Origin of the sequence: Campylobacter sp. RM16188, from assembly GCF_012978795.1 — a bacterium.
Taxonomy (GTDB): Bacteria; Campylobacterota; Campylobacteria; order Campylobacterales; family Campylobacteraceae; genus Campylobacter_A; species Campylobacter_A canis.
In genome coordinates this window covers 56,582-79,688 of the sequence record NZ_LIWQ01000009.1, presented here as the reverse complement: position 1 = coordinate 79,688, position 23,107 = coordinate 56,582, and the positions used below count along the sequence as shown (strand labels likewise).

At 38.0% G+C, this 23,107-nt stretch carries 22 protein-coding genes; 6 read left to right on the top strand and 16 right to left on the bottom strand.

Annotated elements, in window-relative coordinates; translation table 11 throughout:
• Positions 1 to 42: 42 nt before the first annotated feature.
• Positions 43 to 2,586, bottom strand: coding sequence for an alanine--tRNA ligase (gene alaS / locus CDOM16188_RS06670; RefSeq protein ID WP_172200608.1), 2,544 nt, complete (start codon positions 2,584 to 2,586; stop codon positions 43 to 45).
• Between the two features lie 174 nt (positions 2,587 to 2,760).
• Between alaS and CDOM16188_RS06665 the strand changes: the two genes are divergently transcribed.
• From CDOM16188_RS06665 to CDOM16188_RS06645, 5 genes are all read left to right on the top strand, one after another.
• Positions 2,761 to 3,651, top strand: a complete 891-nt coding sequence (locus CDOM16188_RS06665; RefSeq protein ID WP_172200605.1) for a Gfo/Idh/MocA family oxidoreductase — start codon at positions 2,761 to 2,763, stop codon at positions 3,649 to 3,651.
• Positions 3,648 to 4,580, top strand: a complete 933-nt coding sequence (gene hemH, locus CDOM16188_RS06660; protein WP_172200602.1) for a ferrochelatase — start codon at positions 3,648 to 3,650, stop codon at positions 4,578 to 4,580. Before CDOM16188_RS06665 ends, hemH begins: the two co-directional genes overlap by 4 nt.
• Before the next feature lie 308 nt (positions 4,581 to 4,888).
• Positions 4,889 to 7,147 carry a molybdopterin oxidoreductase family protein gene (locus CDOM16188_RS06655; protein WP_172200599.1) on the top strand — a complete coding sequence of 753 codons (2,259 nt, stop codon included), beginning with the start codon at positions 4,889 to 4,891 and terminating at the stop codon, positions 7,145 to 7,147.
• Between the two features lie 100 nt (positions 7,148 to 7,247).
• Positions 7,248 to 7,715: a response regulator gene (locus CDOM16188_RS06650; RefSeq protein WP_172200596.1), complete on the top strand. Its 468-nt coding sequence runs from the start codon at positions 7,248 to 7,250 to the stop codon at positions 7,713 to 7,715.
• A 131-nt stretch (positions 7,716 to 7,846) separates the two neighbouring features.
• The gene (locus CDOM16188_RS06645) at positions 7,847 to 8,431 is read left to right on the top strand and encodes a hypothetical protein (protein WP_172200593.1); all 585 of its coding nucleotides are present in this window, start codon (positions 7,847 to 7,849) and stop codon (positions 8,429 to 8,431) included.
• A 77-nt stretch (positions 8,432 to 8,508) separates the two neighbouring features.
• Here the strand turns inward: CDOM16188_RS06645 and CDOM16188_RS06640 are convergent, their stop codons facing one another.
• From CDOM16188_RS06640 to CDOM16188_RS06580, 13 genes are all read right to left on the bottom strand, one after another.
• Positions 8,509 to 10,293 carry a penicillin-binding protein 2 gene (locus CDOM16188_RS06640; protein ID WP_172200590.1) on the bottom strand — a complete coding sequence of 595 codons (1,785 nt, stop codon included), beginning with the start codon at positions 10,291 to 10,293 and terminating at the stop codon, positions 8,509 to 8,511.
• Positions 10,294 to 10,299: 6 nt separating this feature from the next.
• A complete protein-coding gene (gene fliE, locus CDOM16188_RS06635; RefSeq protein WP_172200587.1) occupies positions 10,300 to 10,596 on the bottom strand; it encodes a flagellar hook-basal body complex protein FliE in 297 nt (98 codons plus the stop codon).
• Between the two features lie 5 nt (positions 10,597 to 10,601).
• Positions 10,602 to 11,096, bottom strand: a complete 495-nt coding sequence (flgC, locus tag CDOM16188_RS06630; RefSeq protein WP_172200584.1) for a flagellar basal body rod protein FlgC — start codon at positions 11,094 to 11,096, stop codon at positions 10,602 to 10,604.
• 11 nt (positions 11,097 to 11,107) lie between these two features.
• Positions 11,108 to 11,545 (bottom strand): flagellar basal body rod protein FlgB, encoded by a 438-nt coding sequence (gene flgB, locus CDOM16188_RS06625; RefSeq protein WP_169942006.1) that lies wholly within the window; start codon positions 11,543 to 11,545, stop codon positions 11,108 to 11,110.
• 65 nt (positions 11,546 to 11,610) lie between these two features.
• On the bottom strand, positions 11,611 to 12,285 hold the full coding sequence (gene aat, locus CDOM16188_RS06620) for a leucyl/phenylalanyl-tRNA--protein transferase (protein WP_172200581.1): 675 nt from the start codon (positions 12,283 to 12,285) through the stop codon (positions 11,611 to 11,613).
• Positions 12,286 to 12,308: 23 nt separating this feature from the next.
• Positions 12,309 to 14,474 carry an AAA family ATPase gene (locus CDOM16188_RS06615; RefSeq protein WP_172200578.1) on the bottom strand — a complete coding sequence of 722 codons (2,166 nt, stop codon included), beginning with the start codon at positions 14,472 to 14,474 and terminating at the stop codon, positions 12,309 to 12,311.
• Positions 14,474 to 14,788, bottom strand: coding sequence for an ATP-dependent Clp protease adaptor ClpS (locus tag CDOM16188_RS06610; protein WP_172200575.1), 315 nt, complete (start codon positions 14,786 to 14,788; stop codon positions 14,474 to 14,476). The genes CDOM16188_RS06615 and CDOM16188_RS06610 overlap by 1 nt, the downstream gene beginning before the upstream one ends.
• The gene (locus CDOM16188_RS06605) at positions 14,778 to 15,383 is read right to left on the bottom strand and encodes a TlpA family protein disulfide reductase (RefSeq protein WP_172200572.1); all 606 of its coding nucleotides are present in this window, start codon (positions 15,381 to 15,383) and stop codon (positions 14,778 to 14,780) included. Before CDOM16188_RS06605 ends, CDOM16188_RS06610 begins: the two co-directional genes overlap by 11 nt.
• Positions 15,384 to 15,438: 55 nt before the next feature.
• Positions 15,439 to 15,894, bottom strand: a complete 456-nt coding sequence (gene smpB / locus CDOM16188_RS06600; protein ID WP_172200569.1) for an SsrA-binding protein SmpB — start codon at positions 15,892 to 15,894, stop codon at positions 15,439 to 15,441.
• Positions 15,895 to 15,901: 7 nt separating this feature from the next.
• Positions 15,902 to 16,645 (bottom strand): 4-(cytidine 5'-diphospho)-2-C-methyl-D-erythritol kinase, encoded by a 744-nt coding sequence (locus CDOM16188_RS06595; RefSeq protein ID WP_172200552.1) that lies wholly within the window; start codon positions 16,643 to 16,645, stop codon positions 15,902 to 15,904.
• The gene (gene csrA, locus CDOM16188_RS06590) at positions 16,642 to 16,872 is read right to left on the bottom strand and encodes a carbon storage regulator CsrA (protein ID WP_172200549.1); all 231 of its coding nucleotides are present in this window, start codon (positions 16,870 to 16,872) and stop codon (positions 16,642 to 16,644) included. The genes CDOM16188_RS06595 and csrA overlap by 4 nt, the downstream gene beginning before the upstream one ends.
• Complete coding sequence (truB, locus tag CDOM16188_RS06585) at positions 16,866 to 17,687, bottom strand: tRNA pseudouridine(55) synthase TruB (RefSeq protein ID WP_172200546.1); 822 nt, start codon at positions 17,685 to 17,687, stop codon at positions 16,866 to 16,868. Before truB ends, csrA begins: the two co-directional genes overlap by 7 nt.
• Positions 17,684 to 19,762, bottom strand: a complete 2,079-nt coding sequence (locus CDOM16188_RS06580) for an ATP-dependent helicase (protein WP_172200543.1) — start codon at positions 19,760 to 19,762, stop codon at positions 17,684 to 17,686. The genes truB and CDOM16188_RS06580 overlap by 4 nt, the downstream gene beginning before the upstream one ends.
• A gap of 182 nt (positions 19,763 to 19,944) precedes the next feature.
• Here CDOM16188_RS06580 and CDOM16188_RS06575 point away from each other — a divergent pair, with 182 nt between their 5' ends.
• Positions 19,945 to 20,817: a LysR family transcriptional regulator gene (locus tag CDOM16188_RS06575; protein WP_172200540.1), complete on the top strand. Its 873-nt coding sequence runs from the start codon at positions 19,945 to 19,947 to the stop codon at positions 20,815 to 20,817.
• Between the two features lie 31 nt (positions 20,818 to 20,848).
• Here CDOM16188_RS06575 and CDOM16188_RS06570 read toward each other — a convergent pair whose 3' ends face one another.
• Positions 20,849 to 21,292 (bottom strand): hypothetical protein, encoded by a 444-nt coding sequence (locus tag CDOM16188_RS06570; protein ID WP_172200537.1) that lies wholly within the window; start codon positions 21,290 to 21,292, stop codon positions 20,849 to 20,851.
• On the bottom strand, positions 21,286 to 23,004 hold the full coding sequence (locus CDOM16188_RS06565; protein WP_172200534.1) for a M3 family oligoendopeptidase: 1,719 nt from the start codon (positions 23,002 to 23,004) through the stop codon (positions 21,286 to 21,288). Before CDOM16188_RS06565 ends, CDOM16188_RS06570 begins: the two co-directional genes overlap by 7 nt.
• Positions 23,005 to 23,107 lie beyond the last annotated feature (103 nt).

Below are 23,107 nucleotides of genomic sequence, written 5' to 3'. Positions count from 1 at the left end.
TTTAAAAATAATACGGCAAAGGACGCAAGCTATCTTTGCTCACTATGCTAGTTTTTCTTTTGCGAATTTCACCGCCGCCTCTTTTGCTTCATTCATTTTGCCGATGTCTTTTCCGCCTGCGGTAGCAAAGTCATCTCTTCCTCCGCCGTTGCCGCCTAAAATTTGAGCTATAAATTTAACCCATTCTCCAGCTTTTAAATTTGCGTTTTTGACTCCTGCGGCGATTATCGCTTTGCCTTCTTTTTCTTGCATAAACAGCACTGCAACGCGTTCGTTCGCATTTTTTATCTCATCAATTGCGGTTTTGATATCTCCGCCTTGAAGGATCTCGACTCCAAATTTTACGCCGTTTAGCTCGCTTAAATTTATGGCTTTTGACCCGCCTGCGTTTTTAAGCTCGTCTTTTAGCGCCTTTATTTCATTTTTTAGTTTTTTAACCGCATTTATAGGCTCGACGCTTTTTAGCTCGGATTTTAGCTCGTCAAGTTCGGCTCTAAATTCTCTTGCTAAATTTAGCGCAGCCTTAGAGCAAACTGCCTCTATTCTTCTTACGCCAGCACTTACTCCGCTTTCTTTAACGATAAAAAAGGCTCCGATCTCGCTTATATCTTTTACGTGCGTTCCTCCGCAAAGCTCTTTACTCACATCGCCAAAGCTTAGCACGCGCACTTTTTCGCCGTATTTTTCGCCAAATAAAGCTATGGCTCCGCTATTTTTGGCTTCGTCTAGATCCATTATTTCTATTTTGGCTTGCGCTCCCTTGGCTATCGCGTTATTTACGAAGTTTTCTATCTTTTCAAGCTCTTCGCTTGTTAGCGCTTTAGGATGCGAGAAGTCAAACCTAAGCTTATTTGCTTCTACACTTGAGCCGGCTTGGGCTATATGACTGCCTAAAATTTTAATCAAAGCCGAGTGTAAAAGGTGAGTTGCGCTGTGGTGGCGCGCTATCTCGCTTCTTTCGTTAGAAACTTCCGCCTCAACTTCATCTCCTGCTTTTAACTCTTTAGTAACTGAAATTTGAGATAAATTTAGCCCGAAGAATTTTTGCGTATCAAGCACTTTGGCAAAATTTTTTATCTCGCCTTCATCCGCACACTGACCGCCGCTTTGAGCATAAAACGGCGTTACATCAAGCATTACCCAGCCGACTTCGCCTGCTTTTAAGCTTGAAACGCGTTTGAAATCATCATCAAGCAGAGCTAAAATTTTGCTCTTTTGCTCTAAGGTTTCATAACCGCTAAATTTATTTTCGCCAAATTCTTCTAAAAGCTCTTTAAAATCGCCTTTTGCACTTTTATCTCCGCTTCCTTTCCATGCGGCTTTTGCACGAGTTTTTTGCTCATTCATAAGCTCATCAAACCTTGCTTCATCAACCTTTAATCCCTTGTCTCTAAGCATATCTGCAGTTAGATCAAGCGGGAAACCGAAAGTGTCATAAAGCTTAAACGCCGCATCTCCGCTAAAAATTTCTTTTGTTTTTGCCAGTTCGTCGTTAAATAGCTCAAGACCCGAAGCGATAGTGGTTAAAAACCTCTCCTCTTCAAGGCGAATTTGCTCTTTAACCGCATCTTTTTTCTCGTTTAGATAAGTGTAGTGAGAGTCCATCAGCTCGCATACTTGATCAACCAGCCTATACATAAACGGCTCTTTAATACCAAGCAGGTATCCGTGGCGAATCGCGCGACGTAAAATTCTTCTTAGGACGTATCCGCGCCCCTCTTTGTCAAAGCCTACGCCTTGAGCAAGCAGGAATGTAACCGAGCGTATATGATCGCTAATCACACGGTAACTAGCACCGCTTTCGTATTTGTAAGGTTTGCCGCAAATTTTAGCCACTTCATTTATAATCGGCATGAAAAGCGAGCTATCGTAGTTGCTAAATTTGCCTTCCATTATCGCAGTTACGCGCTCTAAACCCATACCTGTATCAATTGACGGTTTTGGAAGCGGAGTTAGCTTGCCGTCTGCGCTTCTTTCATATTGCATAAAGACAAGGTTCCAAATTTCAAGAAACCTATCTCCGTCACCGCCCATATAGTCCTCATCTGAGTTAAAGTGCTCCGCTCCTTGATCGTAAAAAATCTCCGAACAAGGACCGCAAGGACCCGTATCGCCCATCTGCCAGAAGTTATCTTTGTCGCCAAATTTGTAAATTCTCTCTTTTGATATATGCTCTTGCCACATAGCATAAGCCTCGTCGTCGCTTTCATGAACCGTGACATAGAGGCGATCTTTAGGCAGCTTTAGCACATCTGTAACAAATTCCCAAGCGTAAGCGATCGCGTCTTTTTTAAAGTATTCGCCAAAACTGAAATTCCCAAGCATTTCAAAAAACGTGTGGTGGCGCGCAGTATAGCCCACATTATCAAGATCGTTATGCTTACCGCCCGCTCTTATGCAGGTTTGGCAACTAGTGCGGATAGGCGGAGTAGGGCGTGGAACTTCGCCTGTGAATATGCTTTTAAAGGGCACCATTCCCGCGTTTGTAAAAAGCAACGTCGCATCGTTTGGTACAAGCGGCGATGAAGGTATGATCTCGTGACCTTTGCTTGCAAAATAATCCAAATAAGCCTGTCTGATATCCATAATTTTTCCTATCAAATTTTATAAAATAGTGCTGATTTTACCATATTTTTCATTAAATTTTTAAAGGCTTGGTTTTAAAGTTAGAGGTAAGAGGGTTTGAAATTTGTTACATTGTAAAATATATTTTACGAAATTTAAAGTGGATTAAACATATAATTACCAAAATAAAATATAATGTCTATCAAAAAAACGGATGAGATTATGAAAAAACGCCTTGCGATCATAGGCTTTGAAGATATCGGCAAAATGCACTATAACGAGCTTAGAAGATCTGATGATTTTGAACTGGTGGGAATTTATAGTAATAAATGCGGCGACAATCATGCCAGAGTTGAAATTTACGATGATATAAACGAGCTTTTTGAGATAACAAATCCCGAAGCGCTTATAATAACTGACGGAATAGAGTATTTTGATCTGTTTTCAAAGTGTGTAAAAGCATCTAAATTTATCTTTATAAATGCACCTTTGGCTAAAAGCAGTAGCGCTATTCAGGAGATGAAATACCGCTCGAATTTAAGCGGAGCTGTAAGCGCTATGTGTCTTTGCGATAGATTTAACCCCGTGATAGCCTCTTTAAAAAAATCTCTTGAAAAAGAGGATAAAATTTACTCTATAAATATTACTTGCGGTATTTGCAAGGATGAAAATTTGTCTATGCAAATGCTTTATAATATCGATTTGGCAAGGTATTTAACAAGCAGTGAAGTGGGGGGATTTTTTAAATTCGAATCCAAAAACGACAACAAAAAAGAGGCTCTTAGTATGCTTTATGAGCTAAAGATGAAAAATCAAGCTTTGGTTAGTATTCACGGCTCAAAAGAGTATCCTATCAACCGTTTTATAGTGGAAGTAGCGGCAAAGAGCGGAATTTATTTTGGCGATTTGCTTGGACTCAAACTTAATAAATACACTGCCGAAGGACAGCAAAATTTGAAAGTAAATTGTGATATATCGCCTGCAAGAATGGCGCAGATAGAATTTGGTAAGCTTTGCGAATTGGGAAAATTCGAAAATTTGGCAAGCTTTGACGAGGTGCTTAAGGTTTATGGAGTGTGCGCATGAAAAGGCTTTTGCTGCTTTTAAATATGGGCGGACCAAATAATCTGAGCGAGGTTGAGGTATTTTTAAAAAATATGTTTAACGATCCCTGTATATTAGGGATTAAAAATAAATTTTTGCGTAAATTTATAGCCTTTATGATAACTCGCTCTAGACTTAAAGAGGCTACGCATAACTACGAACAAATCGGAGGCAAGTCGCCCATTTGCGAGATAACCCAAAGACTATGCGGTAAAATTTCAAGCTTAAGCGATGAATTTGATGCGGTTGATTTTGCTATGAACTACACTCCGCCTTTTGCAAAAGAGGTGCTTAAAAAGTATGAAAATTTTGATGAGATTATAGTTTTGCCTTTATATCCTCATCACTCTATAACAACCGTAGTTTCAAGCTTAAATGATTTTAACAAAGCGTTTGAAGAGCTAAATTTAAAGGCTAAAGTGAAAATCATAGAGCCGTTTTATAAAGATGAACTTTATAATCAGGTCATAGTAAATTCTATAAAAAATATGGTAAAGGATTTAAAAACAGAGGAGATAACGCTTATATTTTCGGCTCACTCTTTGCCTCAAAAGATTATAGATAATGGCGATGTTTATGAAAAGCATACTTTAGAGCATGTTGAAATTCTTTCCGATCTAATTCGCAAAGATATGAAATTTAAAGAAATTCGCGTTGCTTATCAGTCGCGTTTAGGACCGGTAAAATGGCTTGAACCGGCACTTGGAGACGAACTGACAAAACTTGAAAATAAAAAAGCGCTAATCTATCCTATATCTTTTTGTATAGATAATTCAGAGAGCGTTTTTGAGCTGGCAAAAGAGTATAAAGATGTAGCCGATGAGCTTAAATTTGAGTATTATGATGTTGTCGCTTGCCCTAACGACAGCGAAGAATTTGCTAAATTTTTAATTCAGATAGCCTTAAAATAAATTTATTATCATTAAAATCTTAACTGTATAAATTAAAAAATATATTTTATTATATGGTTAAGATTTAATATCTTACATTCTCATATTGTCTATTTTTATCAATAATTCTAAAATTTAAATACTTAATATAAAATTTTTAAATCCCTAAATATAGGCAATTAATACTAATTAAATTCAAATAATATTAAATAAATATTAAATTTATAAATTGATTTTTTTCTTAATAAATTTATTTAAATTTAAGCAGATATATGCAAATATAGCATATCTAATATATGCCGTATTTGCATATTTAAAAAAGGGAAAACATGACAAAAGAAGGAAAAGTAATCTGTCCGTATTGCGGAACAGGCTGTCAGATCAAGTTGCATGTTGAAAACAATGTTATCAAATATGCAACCGGAGTTGAAGAAAATCCTGTAAATCAAGGAAATCTTTGCTTAAAAGGATTTTACGGGTGGGATTATGTAGGAGCTCCTGATAGACTCACCACCCCGCTTATAAGAAAAAAAGACGGCGTCTTTAGTAAAGATGGAGACTTGGAGGAAGCGAGTTGGGATGAGGCACTTGATCTGGTTGTTTCAAAGATAAAAGAAGTAAAGGAAAAATACGGTCCAGATGCGATCGTAGGAAATTTCTCTGCAAGATGTACGCTTGAGGATAACTATGTAGCTCAAAAGATCATGCGTGCAGTAATAGGAACAAATAACGTAGATCACTGTGCTAGAATTTGACACGCTCCGACTGTGGCAGGTCTTGCCAAGACAATCGGTAACGGAGCTGCGACAAATAGCTTTATAGAGATAGGTTCTTATAGCAACTGCATCATGATGATCGGATCAAATCCTGAAAACGGACACCCGATAGCTGCCATGCATATTCAAAGGGCTCTAAACAGAGGCGCAAAACTAATCGTAATCGATCCGATTAAGACGGAATTTGCCAGCCGTGCGGACGTGCATTTACAACTTGCACCAGAGCATAATATTGCTGTTATAAATGCGCTTTTATATGTCATTTTTGAAGAGGATTTGGTAAACTGGGATTTTGTAAATGAGTGCACGACTGGCGTAGAGTACGTGCGCGAAGCGGTTAAGGATTATTCACCTGAAGCGGTTGCGAAATATACAAATTTAAACCCCGAAGATATCAGAAAAGCCGCCAGAATGTATGCTACTATAAGACCTGCGGTTATTACTCACGGTATGGGTGTTACTCACTTTAACCACGGTGTAGGCGGAGTTTGTGATATATCAAATTTATTTTTACTGACCGGCAATATCGGCGAGCTTGGAAGCGGCGATCTTCCTATACGTGGTCAAGTAAACGTCCAAGGTTGTTGCGATATGGGTGTTCTTCCAAACGTATTGCCAAATTTGGGTTCAGTAACTGACCCTGAGCAGCTTGCTTGGTTTGAGAAGGTTTGGAATTTAGAGCCGGGATTTTTAAGCAACAAGATAGGTATCCATAAGACCGAAGTTCCTGACGCGATACTTGATGGCAGGGTGCATTTCTTCTGGACAATGGGTGAAAATCCCGTAATGACCGATCCAAACACAAACCACTTCTTAAAAGCGATATCAAAAGTTGATATGTATCTTGTGCAAGATATATTCTTAACTGAAACTTCGCGCAAGGCGGATGTTGTTTTACCTGGTGTCGCAAGTAGTGAAAAGGAAGGTCTCTTTGCCAACGCGGAGCGCCGTGTGCAGCACAATGAAGCCGTCATCACGCCTCCTGGAGACGCTAGACAAGACTGGTGGATCATCTGTGAGATAGCTAGAAGGCTTGGTGCCAAAGAGGGATTTAACTTCAAATCTCCTGAAGAAATTTGGGAAGAGGAACGCAAGTGCGATCCTTATAGATACGGCGGAATGAGCTATTATCGTATTAAGAAGTATTACGGGCTTCATTGGCCATGTCCGACAGAGGATGATATGGGCGGACAAAGCTTGTATCTAGACAGGAAATTTTTCACACCTGATGGCAAAGGCAAATTTGTTCCGTGTTTACATGTAAAAAGTGTCGCCGATATAGAGCCTGCTAAAGCGGAATTTGCAAAACGAATGAATATGCCGACCGATTATCCGATAATGGCAGGAAGTGTCGATGAGCCTGTGGATGAGGAGTATCCTATCCAGCTACTTACTACTCGCAAAGTTTATCAGTATGCAGGCGGAGCGATGACTCGTCGCTCAAAGGCGATAGAAGAAGGTGGTGACAGTGTAGGGCCTATAGCAGAGATGAGCCCTGCGCTGGCGGAGCGATACGGCATAAAACACGGTGATTTTATAAAGGCTTGGAGCAGATACGGCTACATCGTAGTTAAGGCTGATGTGACCGATATCGTGCCCGATGGAATCATACAAATGACTTATCACTACTGGGAGAGTTGCTGTAATGAGATAACAAGCAGCGGATGGGACTTTATAAGTAAAACTCCTACATTTAAAGCGGCGATTCAGATCAAAAAGATAGATGAGGATGAATTTTTACGCGTTAGAGAGCTAAAACGCGAGAAATTTCAAACAAACAAAGTAATATACGACGACTATCATCACGCTTAAAAACGCCTTTGGTGTCGCTGATTGATTTTGGCGGCACCAAATTTAAACGGAATAAAATTTGCTTTTTATCTTTAATGACTATTTACCGTAAGGAGAAAATTTGAAGATATCAAGCGAAAATTCCGCACTTAAATTTTTAGAGGATTTAAATAGCCTTTATAAGTCTCAAAAAATCATTCAAAACGACAAAAGTGAATTTCAAAAAGAGCTAGAAAGCATAAATTTAAAGGCTAAAAGCTCGCTAAAGAGCATGGATGTAGATAGCTTTAGACAAAATTTAACTAAGATGGGGTCAATTAAATTTATAAGCTATCTAAACGAGCTAAAGATAGAAGAGAAGGTCGAGGCAAAGCGAGCAGAACTCATCAAAACTCTTGGGCTTGATGAAGAGAGCGCAAAAAGCAAAAGCATAAATGAGATTAAAGAGCTTCTTGGCGTGCTTGAGGATATGCTTGAAAAATTTAGAAAGGATTTGCTTGCCAAAGCTCAGGATAACTCACTTCTTGAAAAACAGCAAAAGCTTGCTAGACACGCATCACCCTTAAGCTTCATTTTGAATATAATTTAAATTATGTTAATACTTCAGCCTTAAATTTTTATTTATAATATATTTGAGTTTGCTTTTGGCTTTAAATTTGAGTTTAGATAAGCTCTGTTGTTATTTATATGGATTAAGAAATTTATAAAAGAAGTTTTGGGTTGAATTTAAAAGAATTTATAAAAAATAGCGATCTTAAGCCCTACGGAGTGCTTGAAACTTTTTGGGCGGTGCTTTTAACGCTGATTGTCTCCTTGGTTATTACTTTTATCGTTTTGGTTGTATCTATGCTTTTTATAGCCATAGTTTATAACATAATGATGGAGCTTGATCTGCTTACAAGCGGAATCACCGTCTTATACGATATGGCGGTTGATTTTATGAAAAACTATATCATCATAGCCATTACTTTTATATTTTTTTGCTCAAGAGCTTTGAAATCATATATGAAAGATCACGCGGGCTTCATATCCTACGGAGTTTCATTTACTATAGCCGTCATTTGTGCCGTGATATCTATCTTGTTTAACGCTCTTGTGTTGCTTCACTCTTTTAGTCTTGACGGACTTAGTTGGTTTGTTTATTATTTTAGCTCGATTGTCGTGATATGCGTAACGGCTTATAATTTAAGAGATATAGTAAGCGGAAATTTTATAAAAGATAGGCTTTTGATAGCAGGGCTTTTGATGGTTTTTATGGCTTGCTCGTCTATACTTCTCATGAATAGTTTGGATATCAAAATTTAAAGTTAGTTTTTAGCTTTTTATTTTTCCATCAAAGCCAATAAAGCATTTTGTTTTAGAATTTTTATTAGACTAAGATTTTATTTGGCGTTTTTATTTTGGGTTAAATTCTCATCGCTTGGTTTTAAAAATCCCTCTTCGATCATCAGATCAACCGTCTTTTTAAATACGGGTAGGGCGCTTTGAGCTCCAAAGTGATAGTATGGTTTCTTCGGCTCTCTTGCTAAAACCCCGATAGTATAGCTGTTGCCTTCGCTGTCATTTACAAATCCAAAAAACGAACCGTTATATCTGTTTGAATAACCGCCTGCTGACGCGATGTGAGCCGTGCCTGTCTTGCCGCCTATTTCAAGTCCGGGAGTTTTTGTTTTTTTGCCCGTTCCGCTCTCAACGGCTTTGATGAGTATTCGCTTCATGCGTTTTGCTACATCTTGAGTGAGTACCTGCGTAGGCTCAGGATTGTTTACTACATAAAATTTACCGTTTTTGTAAAGAGAGCTCACAACTTTTGGCGTTACCATAACTCCTTTGTTGTTAAAGACGTTATATGCTTTTAAAAGCTGTATAAAAGTCGCCTGAAGCCCGTATCCGTAGCTGATAGTTGCCTTATAAATTTGCGAGTTTAGCTTTGCTACGGGAGGCATATTGCCCACTTGTTCGTACGGCATATCGATACCCGTTTTTTGCGTGAAGCCGAAATTTAAAAGCCCCGAGTAAATTTGCGAGCCTTCAAGACGCTGGGCTATTTGTATCATGCCGATATTTGATGAGTGCGCAAGCACGTCTTCTGCGGTCATAAAGGGCTGCGGATGAGTATCTCTTATTATACGTTTGCCAAGCTGATATTTGCCGTTATAGGTGTTTATGCGCTCGAAGGGATTTAGCTTATCTTCGGCAAGCAAAAGTGCAAAAATAAACGGCTTAAATACCGAACCCACCTCGTAAGCATATTCGGTTGCCGATGAATTTAAGGATTTATAATCTTGCTTTTTTATATTTGAAGGATTGTATCTTGAAGTAGTTGCAAGCGCCAACAGTTCGCCGGTTTTAGACTCCATAACGCCTACAATTATCTCTTTTGCGTTTAGAAATTCTTTTCTTTCGTCTATGATTTGTTCTAACGCGCTTTGGAATTTAAGAGAAACGGTTAAGATGGTATCATACCCATCTACACGGTTGGCTAAATTTGAATCGCTTGTTAAGATGATATTATTTCCGATATCCTTGGGCCCTAAAATTTTAGCATCTTGAATAGCCGAAATGTAGTATTCGTATGACTTCTCAACACCTTTTACGCCGGTAACTTTGGTGATATTTTCCTTTTCTATCTTTTTTACGTAGCCTATAAGCGGAGTTAAGGCGTCTTTTGCCATATACTGCCTGCTTTCGCCGCTTTCGACTATACTCATGCCACGAAGAGAGGCTATGCCGGTATTAGGATCTTCGTAAGGCACAAAAATTTTCTTTCTGTATAGCTTTCTTGCAAGCTCTTGAAGGTAAGCGGCGCCTTTGGAGTCGATCTTGTAAGAGAGAGTTACAAGACCTTTTGTGCTGTTTATGCTTTTTTTAACTTTTTTTGGATCATCTCCGCTGTAAAGCGAATAAAGCTTAACAAAGAGATCTTTTTTGTTTGGATCGATATTTCTCGTATCGACCATTACTTTATAAAGTTTTTGGCTACTTGCGACGCTAAATCCGTCTTTTGTGACTATATTGCCGCGAAGTGCGGTGTTTACTTCGCTTGTTTCAAGCTTTGGCAAGCGTCTTTCGATGTTTGCCCTATAAAAGATAACCGCTAAAAATATAGATATCCCAAATACAATTAGTGAAAATAAAATTAAAATTTTTGATTTTTTGGAATTCATTTAAGGCTAAATTTGTGTCCTTGATATCTCTTTGTATGCGCTTAGCGCTTTGTTACGAATTTCAAGCATTAGTTTCATGCTGGTTTCTGCCTTGCCTATGGCGATTGCGGCTTGATGAAGGTCTTTTACTTCGCCTGTTGCTAGATCGGCGATTGCCTTATCGGCATTTACTTGTACTTCGTTTAGCTCTTTAAGCGAATTATCAAGCATGGCTGCAAATTCATTTTGGCTTTTTTGAGTTAAATTTGCATTTTCTTTTTTAAATGGCGAAGCAACAGAGCTGATTTTATCTATATTTGTCATTTTTATTAACCTCTTAATAGTTCTATCGCACTTTGAGCGATCGTCTTTGCGCTTTGAAATGCAGAGACGTTTGCCTGATAGGCTCTTGTAGCCTCGATCAGATCAGCCATTTCGATGACTGGATTTATATTTGGATATGCGACGTATCCTTGTGCGTTGGCGTCGGGGTGGCTTGGATCGTATTTTAGTTTAAAATCCTTATCGTCGCGCACCACTTTATCAACTACGACGCTCATTATAGCAGGTTTTGCGTCTTTTTGCCAAAAGCTGTCATCAAGCGGGTTTTCATACTCAAGCATGTTTGTTTTTTTTGCGATTTGCTCATTTAGCGTGCTATCGAAATCAACCGCTTTAAATATCACTTCGCGTCGGCGATAAGGTCCGCCTTCAGCCGTTCTTGTAGTGTTTGCATTAGCTATGTTTGAGCTAATTACGTTCATTCTAAATCTCTGTGCGCTTAGTCCGTATCCGCTTATATCAAAATCGCTTAAATAACTCATCTTAATTTCCTTTAAATCTTGCTACTTGCTTCAATCACGCTTTTAAAGTTCGCGCTATCGCGCTTCATTGCGTTATCAAGTGCAGTTATCATGATCGCATTTTTACTAAGCTCTGTTGTCTCTACATCAAGATCGACTGTGTTGCCGTCATTTCTAGCCATGTGTCCGTCACGAAGAAAGATCGTAGCTAGCTTTGAGTCCGGAAATTTTACTTTTGGCAAATGAGCCTCGTCAGTATTGGCAAGCTCAAGCTCTTTGCTTTCTTTTTTGCCGTAAATTTCAGCTGCTCTTTCGCTTAGAGCTCTTTCAAATGCGATATCGCGTGATTTATAAAACGGCGTATTGATGTTTGCGATATTGCTTGATATGAGCTGCTGGCGCAAATTTCTGCTAGCCAGTGCGCTTTCTACTAGCTGTTTTGATTTTGAACTTGATATTCCTGCAAACATCTTTAGCCTTTTTGATTAAATTTCACTAGATTTACAAGCAAGTTTTGTTCCTAAAATTCTAAATTTTAAACTAAATTTTCCAAATCTTTGAAATTTTCAAATCCGCTTGTCTCTTTTTTTAAAATTTCAAATCTTTTTAAAAACTCATCGCGCTTCATAGCTTTTGCGCCCATAAATTTAAGGTGATCATTCATCACTTGACAATCAATCATAAAATCAAATTTGCCTAAAGCCTCGCAAAGCTTTATGAGAGCGACTTTTGAAGCGCCTGTTTTTAGGCTTATCATGCTCTCTCCGCAAAAGACTTTGCCAAAAACTAGCCCGTAAAGTCCGCCGATTAGTTTTTCATCTTCATAAACTTCCACGCTATGAGCATATCCGGCTTCAAACATCGCTATGTAGGCTTCTACGATGTTATCGCTTAGCCAAGTGTCTTCCTTTGCGGCGCGTTCGTTTTTGCAAATTTGTAAAAAACTTGCAAAGTCGTGATCAAATTTGACGTTAAATTTTTTAAGTGCGGATTTTATGCTTTTTTGGATTCTGATATCTTTTGGAAACAGCACTGCTCGTGGATCTGGACACCACCAGCATATCGGCTCGTGCGGTAAAAACCAAGGAAAGATTCCTTTGTCGTAAGCTTGTAAAAGCGCCTCAATGCTCAAATCCCCGCCTATGCAAAGCGGAGCATTTGAAGGAGCAAGGCTTGGATCGGGGAAGTTGTAAATTCTTGTAAATTCCACTTCCAGGCTCGCTCTTATCTGTTTTATTTTGCTAATTTATCAAATTTAAAATCTAATTTGCCGTCTTTTACACCGATATTTAAAACACCGCCGTTTTTAAGCTTGCCAAACAAAATTTCCTCGCTAAGCTTGGTTGAAATTTCATCATGGACCACGCGTTTTAGATTTCTAGCGCCAAATTCCTTGCTGTATCCTTTTTTCCAAAGGTATTTTTTGGCTTTCATGTCGGCTTTGATGACCACTTTTTTATCTTGCAAGCTTGCGCTTATCTCATCTAGTATCTTTTGAGTTATGAGAGCTAGCACGTCTTCGTTTAGGTCGTTAAAATGCACTATCGCGTCGATTCTATTTCTAAATTCCGGACTAAAGAAATTTTTAACCGCACTGTCTGCTTTGCCGCTTTCATCCTTGCTAAAGCCCATTTTAGGAGCCTCTTTTGAGCCTAAATTTGATGTCATTATGATGATGGTATTTCTAAAATCGCTCTTTGCGCCGGTATTGTCGGTTAGGCTTGCACTATCAAAAATTTGTAAAAATACGTTCACAAGCTCGTCGTTTGCCTTTTCGATCTCGTCAAATAAGATCACGCTATGAGGATGCTTTTTGATAGCATTTGTAAGCATGCCTCCACCTTCAAAGCCGACATACCCCGGAGGTGCTCCGATGAGTCTTGAAACGCTGTGCTTTTCCATGTATTCGCTCATGTCAAAGCGCTCGAAATTTATGCTTAAATTTCTTGCCAGCGATATGGCTAGCTCGCTTTTACCGACTCCGCTTGAGCCTGTAAATAAAAACACTCCGATCGGAGAGGTTGGGTTTTTAAGCCCTGCGTATGAACGTTTGATCGCATCGGCTAGAGTTTTAACCGCGCTATCCTGACCGAAAATTTCAGATTTTAGTTTGCTTTCTAAATTTTTAAGGAATGAGATATTGTCAGTCTTTAAATTTGTATCAGGGATGTTTGCTATCTTGCTTACGACCGCGGTTATATCGCTTTGTTTGACCTTGGTATTTTTGGCTTGTTTTAGCGAGAGGCTGGCTCCGACTTCATCTACTAGATCAATGGCACTATCGGGCAAAAAGCGATCGTTTATATATTTTTTAGCTAACTCCACGCTTAGTTTTAAAATTTCATCGCTATATTTTACACCGTGAAATTTCTCGTATTTGCTTCTAAGTCCTTTTAAAATTTCAAAGCTCTCATCTATGCTAGGCTCTTCTATGTCAAGTTTTGCAAAGCGTCTTGAGAGAGCTTTTTCTTTCTCAAAAAAGCTTCTGTATTCCGCATAAGTAGTAGCGCCGATACAGCGAAGAGCACCGCTTGCAAGGGCAGGTTTTAGTAAATTTGACATATCGAGGCTTCCGCCGCTTGTAGAGCCCGCGCCTATGATCGTGTGAATTTCATCTATAAAGATTATCGCGTTTTCTTGCTCGCTTGCCTCATCTATCACGTCTTTTAGGCGTTTTTCAAAGTCGCCTCTATATTTTGTGCCTGCTATCATAGCGCCCAAGTCAAGAGCGAAAATTTGTACATCCTGAAGCTTATCGGGCACTTCTTTATTTGCAATCTTAAGCGCTAAGCCCTCAACTATGGCAGTTTTTCCGACACCCGCTTCTCCTACAAGCAGGGGATTGTTTTTCTTTCTGCGGCTTAAGGTTTGCATCATGCGTTCAAGTTCAACTTCTCTTCCGATAAGCGGATCTATCTTGCCCTCTCTTGCAAGATCAGTTAAATCTATAGAGAATTTTGATAAATTTTGAGCTTTGTCACCTTTTTCTTCTTTTTCTTGTTTTAGCTTGTCTGCTTCAACCCCATAAAATTCAAGCGCTTTTGCACAAAAGCTATCCTTACTTGTGGCGATTTTATAGAGCAGATCTTTTATTCCGATATTTTTATTTTGAGTTTTTACTTCATCTCCAAGCTCTTTGAAAATTTGCTCCAGCAAAAGAGTCATGCGAGGATGTTTAACCGGCGTTATGCGCTCGTTATTTTGCGAAAGATATTTTTTTAAGTCGTTTTTAAGAGACTCCATATCGTTAAGACCAGCTGCTATGAGTATATCTCTGCTCTCTTCGTTTAGATTTATAAGTACGAAGAGTATGTGTTCGCTAGTTAAGTATTCGTGAGAATTCGAGTAAGCAAACTGCTCCGCTTTTTCTAAAAAATAGCTTAAATTTGAATCCAGCATTACTCCTCCTCCTCAACCTTTACTTTTAAAGGATACCCGGCGCCAATGGCAGCCTTGCGCACTTCTTCTTGCTTGCTGAGTGCAATTTCCTTAGGATACACTCCACAAATCGCACTTCCTTCATTATGCACTTTAAGCATTATCGTTATAGCATTTTGGGCGCTATGATGAAAAATTTGCGTTAATACATCAACCACAAAATCCATACTAGTAACATCATCGTTTAGCAAGATGACTTTAAATTTCTTCGGAAACTCCAATTTGTCTTTTAGGCTTGTAAATTCGTGTTCTTGCTTGCCTGTTTTAGTTGGCATTTCTAATGCGCTCCATATCCTTTTCAAGCTTGCCCATGTGAATTCCGCCAAGATAGTAAGGCACTCCGAAATTCCCGCTTCCGATATCGGTCAGCGTTTGATAAATGCCGTTTTTAAGCACCATTTTAATCGGCACCGATTCAAGACGCGGGTATTTAATGTCTTCAAGCAGTTGCGCGCTTATCTTGTCATTTATAGGCATATCGTTTGATATGAAATAGTAAGCGTTGTATTTTTGTGCGAAATTTTCGATTACGTACTCGTTTGTTACGTTTTCAAAATGAGTAAGTCCGATAAGTATGAAATCTTTGTCGTTTTTAAGCTGGTAATCCATAAGTTCAGGCGCTTCTTTTTGACATGGCGGACAAAAAGTTCCAAAGATATCAAACATAATAATTTTGCTTTCATCGCCTTTTATCACAAATCCGCCATCAACTCTTTTTAGAGTTAGGTCTTTGCCAAATACGCTTGTAAGCTTAATCTCTTCACCTGTTTTGTATCCTTCTATTTTTTTAGGAGCTTTTGCGCTCTCATCCTCTTTGCCACAACCTACTAAAAATAGCGCACATAAAAGCGCTACAAATATCTTTTTCATCTCTTTCCTTTTTAGTTTTTGTAGATTTTACGAAAAAACGCTCAAATTTGCAAGGTTAGATATATCTTTTCATGGCGGCACGAGCCTCTTTATCGGCTTCGCGTTTTTTTAGACTTTCGCGCTTATCGTGCAAATTTTTACCTTTTGCAAGAGCAACTTTTACTTTAACTATATTTTTATCGTTTAGATAAAGTACCAGCGCAACCAGCGTTAGCCCCTCTTGCGTAACCGCGCCAAACAGCTTATCTATCTGCTTTTTGTGCATTAAAAGCTTCCTTGGCGCTCTTTCATCGGGTCTAAAGTGCGAATGCGTCGTATCCAAGTGGCTGATGTGAGCGTTTAGCAGAAACATCTCGCCTTTTATCACACGCACGAAGCTGTCTTTTAGATTTGCCCTTCCTGCGCGCAAAGCCTTTACTTCGCTACCTTTTAGTACGATACCCGCTTCAAAAGTTTCAAGTATAGTAAAATCATGAAGCGCTTTTTTATTTTTTGCTAAGTCCTTGCCCATTTTTCTCTCATTTCAAACAAAACACGCTGCTTCCGCTTCCGCTTAAAAACATATCTTTATATTTTTGCATTTGCGGATAAAGTTTAAAGCATGGTGCATAAAGATCGTTTAGTTCGCTATTTTTATAGCCTGCAAGCAGTTGCTCGCTAGTCAAATTTGACATTTTATTCGCTAAATTTGCGTCTATCTTGTTTATAAAATTTGTTCTAAATTCGCTATAAACCGCAGGAGTTGAAGCGAAAATTTCAGGAGTAAATAGCTCTAAACTTGGAATTTCATCTTTAAATTCCTCTATTTTTTCGCCTATACCGCTTACGTTTGCAGCCTCAAAGTCGCTTACGAAAAACGCCACGTCAGCTCCGATTTGCTCGGCTATCTTGTAAAGTTTTTCGCGAGGAATTTTTAAATTAAGCTCCTCGTTTGTCATCTTTAAAAATGTCGCTGCGTTACTGCTTCCGCCGCCAAGTCCTGCGCCTATCGGGATGTTTTTATTAATGATTATTTTATGCGAGCTAAAGAATTCATTAAGCTCGTCTTTAAAGCCTGCGTTTTCTAGTGCTTCTTTTGCTTTTAAGACTATATTGTTTTTTATGTTTTGATTATTGCACTCTACGCTAAATTTGTCCGAGCGAACGAAATTTATCTCGTCAAAAAGCCTGCGCCAAAGCACAAACCTAGAAACTATCTCATGATAGTTTCCTCTGGTTCCGATAATTTTTAAAAAGATATTTATCTTTGCAAAGCTTTTCATTTTTGTATTTTTTTACTAAGCTCGCTTAGACTTGCATCATCGGCTAAATTTATAGCCTCTTTATTTTTGCTTGCAACTTCTTGAGCAAGCTCGGAGCGTAGTATAATCATATTTTTAGGAGCCTCTATACCAAGCTTAACGCCGCTTTTTGATATGCCAACGACCGTGATCTTGATATCCTTACCAAGAAGTATGCTCTCTTCTTCTTTCCTTGAAAGTATTAGCATAGTTTAGCCTTGTTTAATCGGTACGTAACCGTTTGATCTTTTATCTCAATGATGCTTAAAAATTTATCAAAAGATATTAAATATATTTTATTTTCTCTCTCTTTGAAATCCGCCACGCTTAGCTTCTTGCCGTCCATTAAGTCGCCTATATCGCCTAGGTATTCATTGTGCGGTAGGTTTAAAATTTCAAGAGGATTGAGGAATTTTTCGTTTTCAAATTTTAGCCCACCTTCGCTTACTCTATGAAGCGCGCTAAGTGTAGCTACTTCGCCTAGTTTTGAGGCTAAAATTTGCGCGTAAGAGCGGATGTATGAGCCCTCATTTACACTTAGCTTTACCGTTAAAAACGGATGCATATATCTTAAAATTTGAGCCTCATATACTCTCATGATCTGCTCTTTAAGCTTAAATTCTACTCCTTCGCGAGCTAGTTTATAGGCTCTTGTGCCGTTTATATGTTTTGCGCTAAATTTTGGAGGAGTGTAAGCTATCTCGCCGGTTAAATCGCTTAAAATTCGCTTTATATCGCTTAAATTTAGCTCTTTTACGTTTTTTACTTCGCTTATATTTTCATTATCCAAACTCTCGCTTTGCGCCCCAAACCAAATGGTAGCTATATAAACTTTTGGCGTTTTATTTATGTAGTTAAAAAATCTAGTATAGCTTCCGAGCGCTACTAAAAGACACCCGCTTGCAAAAGGATCAAGAGTGCCTGAAAAGCCTGCCTTTTTCACGCCGTATTTACGCTTTAAGCGTGTTAAAAAGCGGTTTGAACTAACTCCTATGGGTTTATTTGCAACAAAAATTGCGTTCATACGACTTTTTCAACGAAGCTTGACATGATATCACGCTCTATGCCGCCGAAATTTATGCTGAGTTTAAGCTCTTTTTTGACTTTGCTAACGCCTGTAACGCGACCTATGCCGAAAATTTTATGTTTTACCAAATCGCCTTTTTTATATTCGTTTGAAGTTTGCGTTTGGATTATAATGCTTCCGGAGCATACACCCGCTTCATTTAAAAACCTGCTTCTTTCAAGCCTTGTGCGCTGCCCTTTGTAAAATCTTGAATTTACGCAGCTTAGCGTGAGAGTCTTTTTGGCTCTTGTTATGGCTACATAAGCCAGTCTTCGCTCCTCTTCTATGTCGCTTCCTTCGCCGATTAGCGGGAAAAATCCCTCCTCAAGACCGATTACGAAAAGATGATCAAATTCAAGCCCTTTGCTTGCGTGTATGCTCATGATTGATATGGCGTCTTCGCTTATGCCATCTTGCTCGCTTTGAAGAGTTAGTTCATTTAAAAATTCTTCAAGCTCGAAATTTGGATTTTGCTTTATCTGATCTTTTATCATCGCATAAAATTCATCGATGTTTGCTACTCTTTCAGCTCCGTCAGGCAGGCTTTCGTAGTATTTTTTGATACCGAATTTCGCCTCAAGCTTATCTATGAGCTCATATAAAGAGTCGCACTCTTTCAGATCTTTTAAATTTAGGACAAATTCGTTAAGTGTGGATATGATTTTTTTGCTAAACGCTTCATCTTTTTCATCTAAATTTAAAATCGCTTCAAAAATGGAAATTTTGTTTTCGTAGGCTATCTTTTCTATTTTGGCTAGACTTACTTTACCAAGTCCTCGTTTTGGGCGATTTATGATGCGCTTGATTGAAAAATCATCGTTTTCATTTGTGATAAGCCTTAGGTAGCTGATGACGTCTTTAACTTCGGCTCTTTCATAAAATTTCACTCCGCCGACCATTTTGTAAGGGATTTTTTCTTTATTAAGACCCTCTTCAAGCGAGCGAGAAAGGGCGTTTATGCGGTATAAAACAGCTATATCGCTTGCATCTACGCCTTTATTTAAAAGATCTTTTATATGCTTTGCTATCTTGCTAGCTTCCATACTCTCATCGTTTGATTCTAGAAACACTATCTCTTCGCCTGCTTCTTTAGTGCTTACAAGCTTCTTGCCAAGGCGGTTCCTGTTGTGATCTATGAGCTCGTTTGCAGCTTTTAAAATCGCACTTGTGGAGCGGTAGTTGTGCTCTAGCCTTACTATTTTCGTGTTTTTAAATTGATCTTTGAAATTTAAGATATTTTCTATCTTTGCACCTCGCCAACCATAGATGCTTTGATCATCATCGCCTACTACGCAGATATTTTCGTGAGTCTTGCACAGCTTGCGAAGTAGCTTATACTGCAAATCGTTTGTGTCTTGGTACTCATCTACCATTATATAGCGGTATCTTTTGGAAATTTCGTCAGCCAAGCCTTCGTTTTGATCTAAAATTTTATAGGTTAGGCAGAGTAAATCGTCAAAATCAACAAGATTGTTTGAGCTTAGATACTCTTCGTATTGTTTGTATGAATTTGCGATCTTAAGATAGTATCCGTCTTTGTTTTTGGACGTGTCACTATAAAGGCTTAAATTTGCAAATACATCCTCAACACTTAAAAGAGAGTTTTTAAAATTTGAAATTTCGCTTGATAGGGCAGGGGTTGGAATTTGGCTTTCAAAGCTTTTTAAAATTCTTTTTTTATCATCGGTATCGATTATTACAAAGCTATTTTTGCGGTTGAGATTGTCTATATAAAATTTTAAAAATAAAAGCCCGAATTTATGAAAGGTGCAAAGCAGGGGAGTTAAATTTTTACTGTTTTCGCCAAGCATATTTATAGCTCTTGTTCGCATTTCGTTTGCGGCTTTGTTTGTAAAAGTAAGAGTAAGTGTATTTGCAGGATCTATACCTACTTCGCTTATAAGATAGGCAAGGCGAGTGGTTATCGTTTTTGTTTTGCCGCTTCCTGCGCCTGCAAGTATAAGCATAGCGCCGTCTAAATGAGTTGCCGCTTCTCTTTGTTTATCATTTAAAGATTTTAAAAATTTTTCCATTAAATTTCCAAGAAATATATTTAGTGTATTTAGATTGTAACACAACAACCTTAAAAATCAGTGTTTTTAATATCTATTTCAGTGTAATTTTAGTATTTATTACTATAATTATTCGATGCGTGATATTATAATTTTTCTTAATAATATTATGTTATCTTAAAAAAAGAAAAGAGAACAAGAGTATGATTAACGATTTTAGTAAAATTTACACTTTCATGGAGATAGTTAAAGAAAGAAGCTTTTCAAAAGCTTCAAAGTCCCTTGGTATCTCTCAACCGGCAGTTACTTTACAGATCAAAAAGCTTGAGGAAATCTTAAAAGTAACTCTTATAATGCGTAAGAAAAACGGCATAATCTTAACCAGAGAGGGTGAGAAATTTTACAAACTCTGTCTTCGCTTTGAAAATGCAATGTTTAGGTTTAAGGATGAAATTTCTCATATCAAAAACGATAAAGCGCCTCTTGTTATCTCAACTACACAGCTCATAGGCGAGACTTTTATGCCGCTTATGCTTGATAAAATTTCAGAAGTGATTGACGCCGAGCTTGATATAAGGATAAAAGAGCAAAACGAACTGATCGCGCATTTAAAAGACAGAAGAAGCGATATCTGTATCATCTTGGAGCAGTCGCTTGATGAGAATTTGATTACCAAAAAGCTCTTTGACTACGAAATTATCTTGGTCTCAAACAAAAAACTCGTAGATAGCGTCAAGCTTGAGGAGCTTTATAAATTTAAATTTATTAAAGATAGAACCAAGTCTTATCTAAACGACTTTTTTAGCAAATACGGTATTAATTACGCTGATTTAAAAAGCGCTTATTTGCTTGACGGCTCGATAATGGTTCAGCGTGCGATACTAAACAACTTTGCAGATGATTATGTAACGTTTGTGCCTAGATTTTTGGTTGAAGAGCATATTAAAAGCGGAAAGCTATTTGAAATTAAAATGAATAAAATAAAGCTTGTAAGAACGGTTTATGCTGCTGCTCTTAAGGAAAATGAAGAGGCGTTAAATAACTTTATAAAGATCAAAGACGGCTTTCAATTTTAAAATTTAATAATAAATCCGTTTTGCAACGGATTTATTTCTTGAAAAGCTCTCTATTTTTTGGATTTGACATGAACATTGACATGGATTTTTCCGTTTTGTTTTTGTTTCCTTTTTCTTTATAAATTGCAAAATTTATTAAAATCGGGCTGTTTTCAACCAAAATTTGAACTATCGCGCCAAGCGGAAAGCTAACGAAAGAGGCGAAATTGTCCGCCCCAAAACCCGCTTCAAAGCTAAGCTCATCCCCACTAAGTTTTGCACTTTGAAACGTATATCCGTCAAGTGTAAAAACTATCACCGGAGGCCTAAACGCCGAGCTTATCTCTGTGGGTAGCTCGGGATTAAATTTAACCAAGTCCAAATTTGCCATCACGGAAAACGGCTGATCGTTTTGCAAAAGATAATCAATGCACTCATAAACGTGCATTTTCATAAGCAGTCCAAATTTCTCGTCGTCTAAGATATCCTCTAGCATTTTAACTCCTCAAATTCATCAACAAGCTTCTTAACCTCTTTTATGCCGATATCCCAAAATTTTTCGCTCTCTATATCAAAGCCAAATTTTGCAACCATATCTTTTGGGCTCATGCTTCCGCCAAGACTTAAAAATTCGGTATAAATTTCCACGAAATTTTCACATTTTCCGCTCTTGTAAAGCCCAAATATCGCAAGGACTAAAAGTTGCGCATAAGAGTATGCATAGCAATAAAATGGCGAGTGTATGAAGTGCGGTATATAGCTCCACCAAATTTTATAATAATCATTTAAGGTAACGCTTTTGCCAAACATCTTTTTGCTCTCTTCAAGCCAAATTTTGTTTAGCTCCTCAAGTGAAATTTCGCCTTCATACGCATGAACTCTGCGCTCAAAAGTAGTAAAATTTATCTGGCGATAAAGCGTGGCAAATATATCTTCTATCTTTCCTGCCAGAAGTGAAATTTTGTCTTTATCGCTTAAATCTTTCTTGATGTAGTCAAACACAAGCATCTCGCAAAATACCGATGCGGTCTCGGCCGTAGTAAGCGGCGTATCCGAATTTAAGTAACCTATCTTGTAAGATAAATGCTGATGTATCGCATGGCCCAGCTCGTGAGCCAAGGTAAACAGATCTCTTCTGCCGTCCGTGTGATTTAGCAGCACATAAGGATGGGCGTCGCTTGAGCCTGAGTGGCTAAATGCTCCTCCGCGCTTGTTTGGAGTAGGATAGACATCGCACCAGCCTTCTTCAAACGCTCTTTTGGCGATCTTTGCAAATTCGGGACTAAAGTCGTTAAACGCTTTTAAAACTATCTGTTTGCATTTGTCGAATTTATACTCGCCATCTCCTTCAAGAGGTGCGTATCTATCGTAATCATAAAGCTTTTTGTAGCCTAAAATTTTACGCTTCTTCTCATAAAATTTACTAACTAAATTAAAATTCTTCTCAGCTGTTTTTATTAGCGCATCTACGCTTTGCTTTGTGATCTGGTTGCTTTCGTGTCTTGGCTCTTCGGCGCTTTTGTATTTGCGTAGCTCGCAGCTTGTTTTTAGGCTAGTTTTTATCATATTATATATGTATCCAAGCAAATGCTGATTTTTAGCTAGCGTATCGCTTAACGATTTGGCTGCAAGCTTGCGCACGCTTCTATCTTTATCGTGAAGCTTGCTTAAAATTTGCTCTTCGCTTAAAAGCTCATTTTTGAATTTAAATTTAAGATTACTCATTGTTTCGTCAAATAGTCTTGCAAAGCCGTCTCTTCCGGTATTTGCCGTGCGAAGCAAGACCTGCTCTTCTTTTAAGCTCAGCTGATGAGCCTTTGACTTGGCAAGATTGCTTAAATAGTATCCATGGGTTTTTGAAGCTTTTATAATCTCTTGTTGTTTTTCATCTTCAAATTCGTTAAATTTGATCTCAAAAAAGAGCAAATTTTCTTGAGCCTTTGTGGCAATCTCTTCAAATTTAGCGTAAAACGCTCCTTTTGAAGTGTCTTTAGCAAATACCAAAAAGGCATAAGTCATAACTTTTGAAATTTTAGCAAGCAGTTTTTCATACTCGCTAAACGCCTTTAAAAATTCATTTGTGTTTAAATTTGCAAATTTATCCGAATAATTTTTTTCAAATTTTTCACACTCTTTTTTTAAGTTTAATGCTGATTTTTCAAGCTCTTTTTCATCTTTAAAAAGAGGTTTTAGATCCCAACTCGTCATATATTTTCCTTAAAATTTTTAGAGTATTTTACACAAAATTTGTCTTAAATTTATAAAAGTTATAGTTAAAAGAGGAAATTTAGCGCCAAAAAGACGCTAAATT

Coding starts and splice junctions, on each gene's coding strand:
- alaS (WP_172200608.1), bottom strand. CDS start 2,586: ATGGATATCAGACAGGCTTATTTGGATTATTTTGCAAGCAAAGGTCAC.
- CDOM16188_RS06665 (WP_172200605.1), top strand. CDS start 2,761: ATGTCTATCAAAAAAACGGATGAGATTATGAAAAAACGCCTTGCGATC.
- hemH (WP_172200602.1), top strand. CDS start 3,648: ATGAAAAGGCTTTTGCTGCTTTTAAATATGGGCGGACCAAATAATCTG.
- CDOM16188_RS06640 (WP_172200590.1), bottom strand. CDS start 10,293: ATGAATTCCAAAAAATCAAAAATTTTAATTTTATTTTCACTAATTGTA.
- fliE (WP_172200587.1), bottom strand. CDS start 10,596: ATGACAAATATAGATAAAATCAGCTCTGTTGCTTCGCCATTTAAAAAA.
- flgC (WP_172200584.1), bottom strand. CDS start 11,096: ATGAGTTATTTAAGCGATTTTGATATAAGCGGATACGGACTAAGCGCA.
- flgB (WP_169942006.1), bottom strand. CDS start 11,545: ATGTTTGCAGGAATATCAAGTTCAAAATCAAAACAGCTAGTAGAAAGC.
- CDOM16188_RS06615 (WP_172200578.1), bottom strand. CDS start 14,474: ATGCTGGATTCAAATTTAAGCTATTTTTTAGAAAAAGCGGAGCAGTTT.
- CDOM16188_RS06610 (WP_172200575.1), bottom strand. CDS start 14,788: ATGCCAACTAAAACAGGCAAGCAAGAACACGAATTTACAAGCCTAAAA.
- CDOM16188_RS06605 (WP_172200572.1), bottom strand. CDS start 15,383: ATGAAAAAGATATTTGTAGCGCTTTTATGTGCGCTATTTTTAGTAGGT.
- smpB (WP_172200569.1), bottom strand. CDS start 15,894: ATGGGCAAGGACTTAGCAAAAAATAAAAAAGCGCTTCATGATTTTACT.
- CDOM16188_RS06595 (WP_172200552.1), bottom strand. CDS start 16,645: ATGAAAAGCTTTGCAAAGATAAATATCTTTTTAAAAATTATCGGAACC.
- csrA (WP_172200549.1), bottom strand. CDS start 16,872: ATGCTAATACTTTCAAGGAAAGAAGAAGAGAGCATACTTCTTGGTAAG.
- truB (WP_172200546.1), bottom strand. CDS start 17,687: ATGAACGCAATTTTTGTTGCAAATAAACCCATAGGAGTTAGTTCAAAC.
- CDOM16188_RS06580 (WP_172200543.1), bottom strand. CDS start 19,762: ATGGAAAAATTTTTAAAATCTTTAAATGATAAACAAAGAGAAGCGGCA.
- CDOM16188_RS06575 (WP_172200540.1), top strand. CDS start 19,945: ATGATTAACGATTTTAGTAAAATTTACACTTTCATGGAGATAGTTAAA.
- CDOM16188_RS06570 (WP_172200537.1), bottom strand. CDS start 21,292: ATGCTAGAGGATATCTTAGACGACGAGAAATTTGGACTGCTTATGAAA.
- CDOM16188_RS06565 (WP_172200534.1), bottom strand. CDS start 23,004: ATGACGAGTTGGGATCTAAAACCTCTTTTTAAAGATGAAAAAGAGCTT.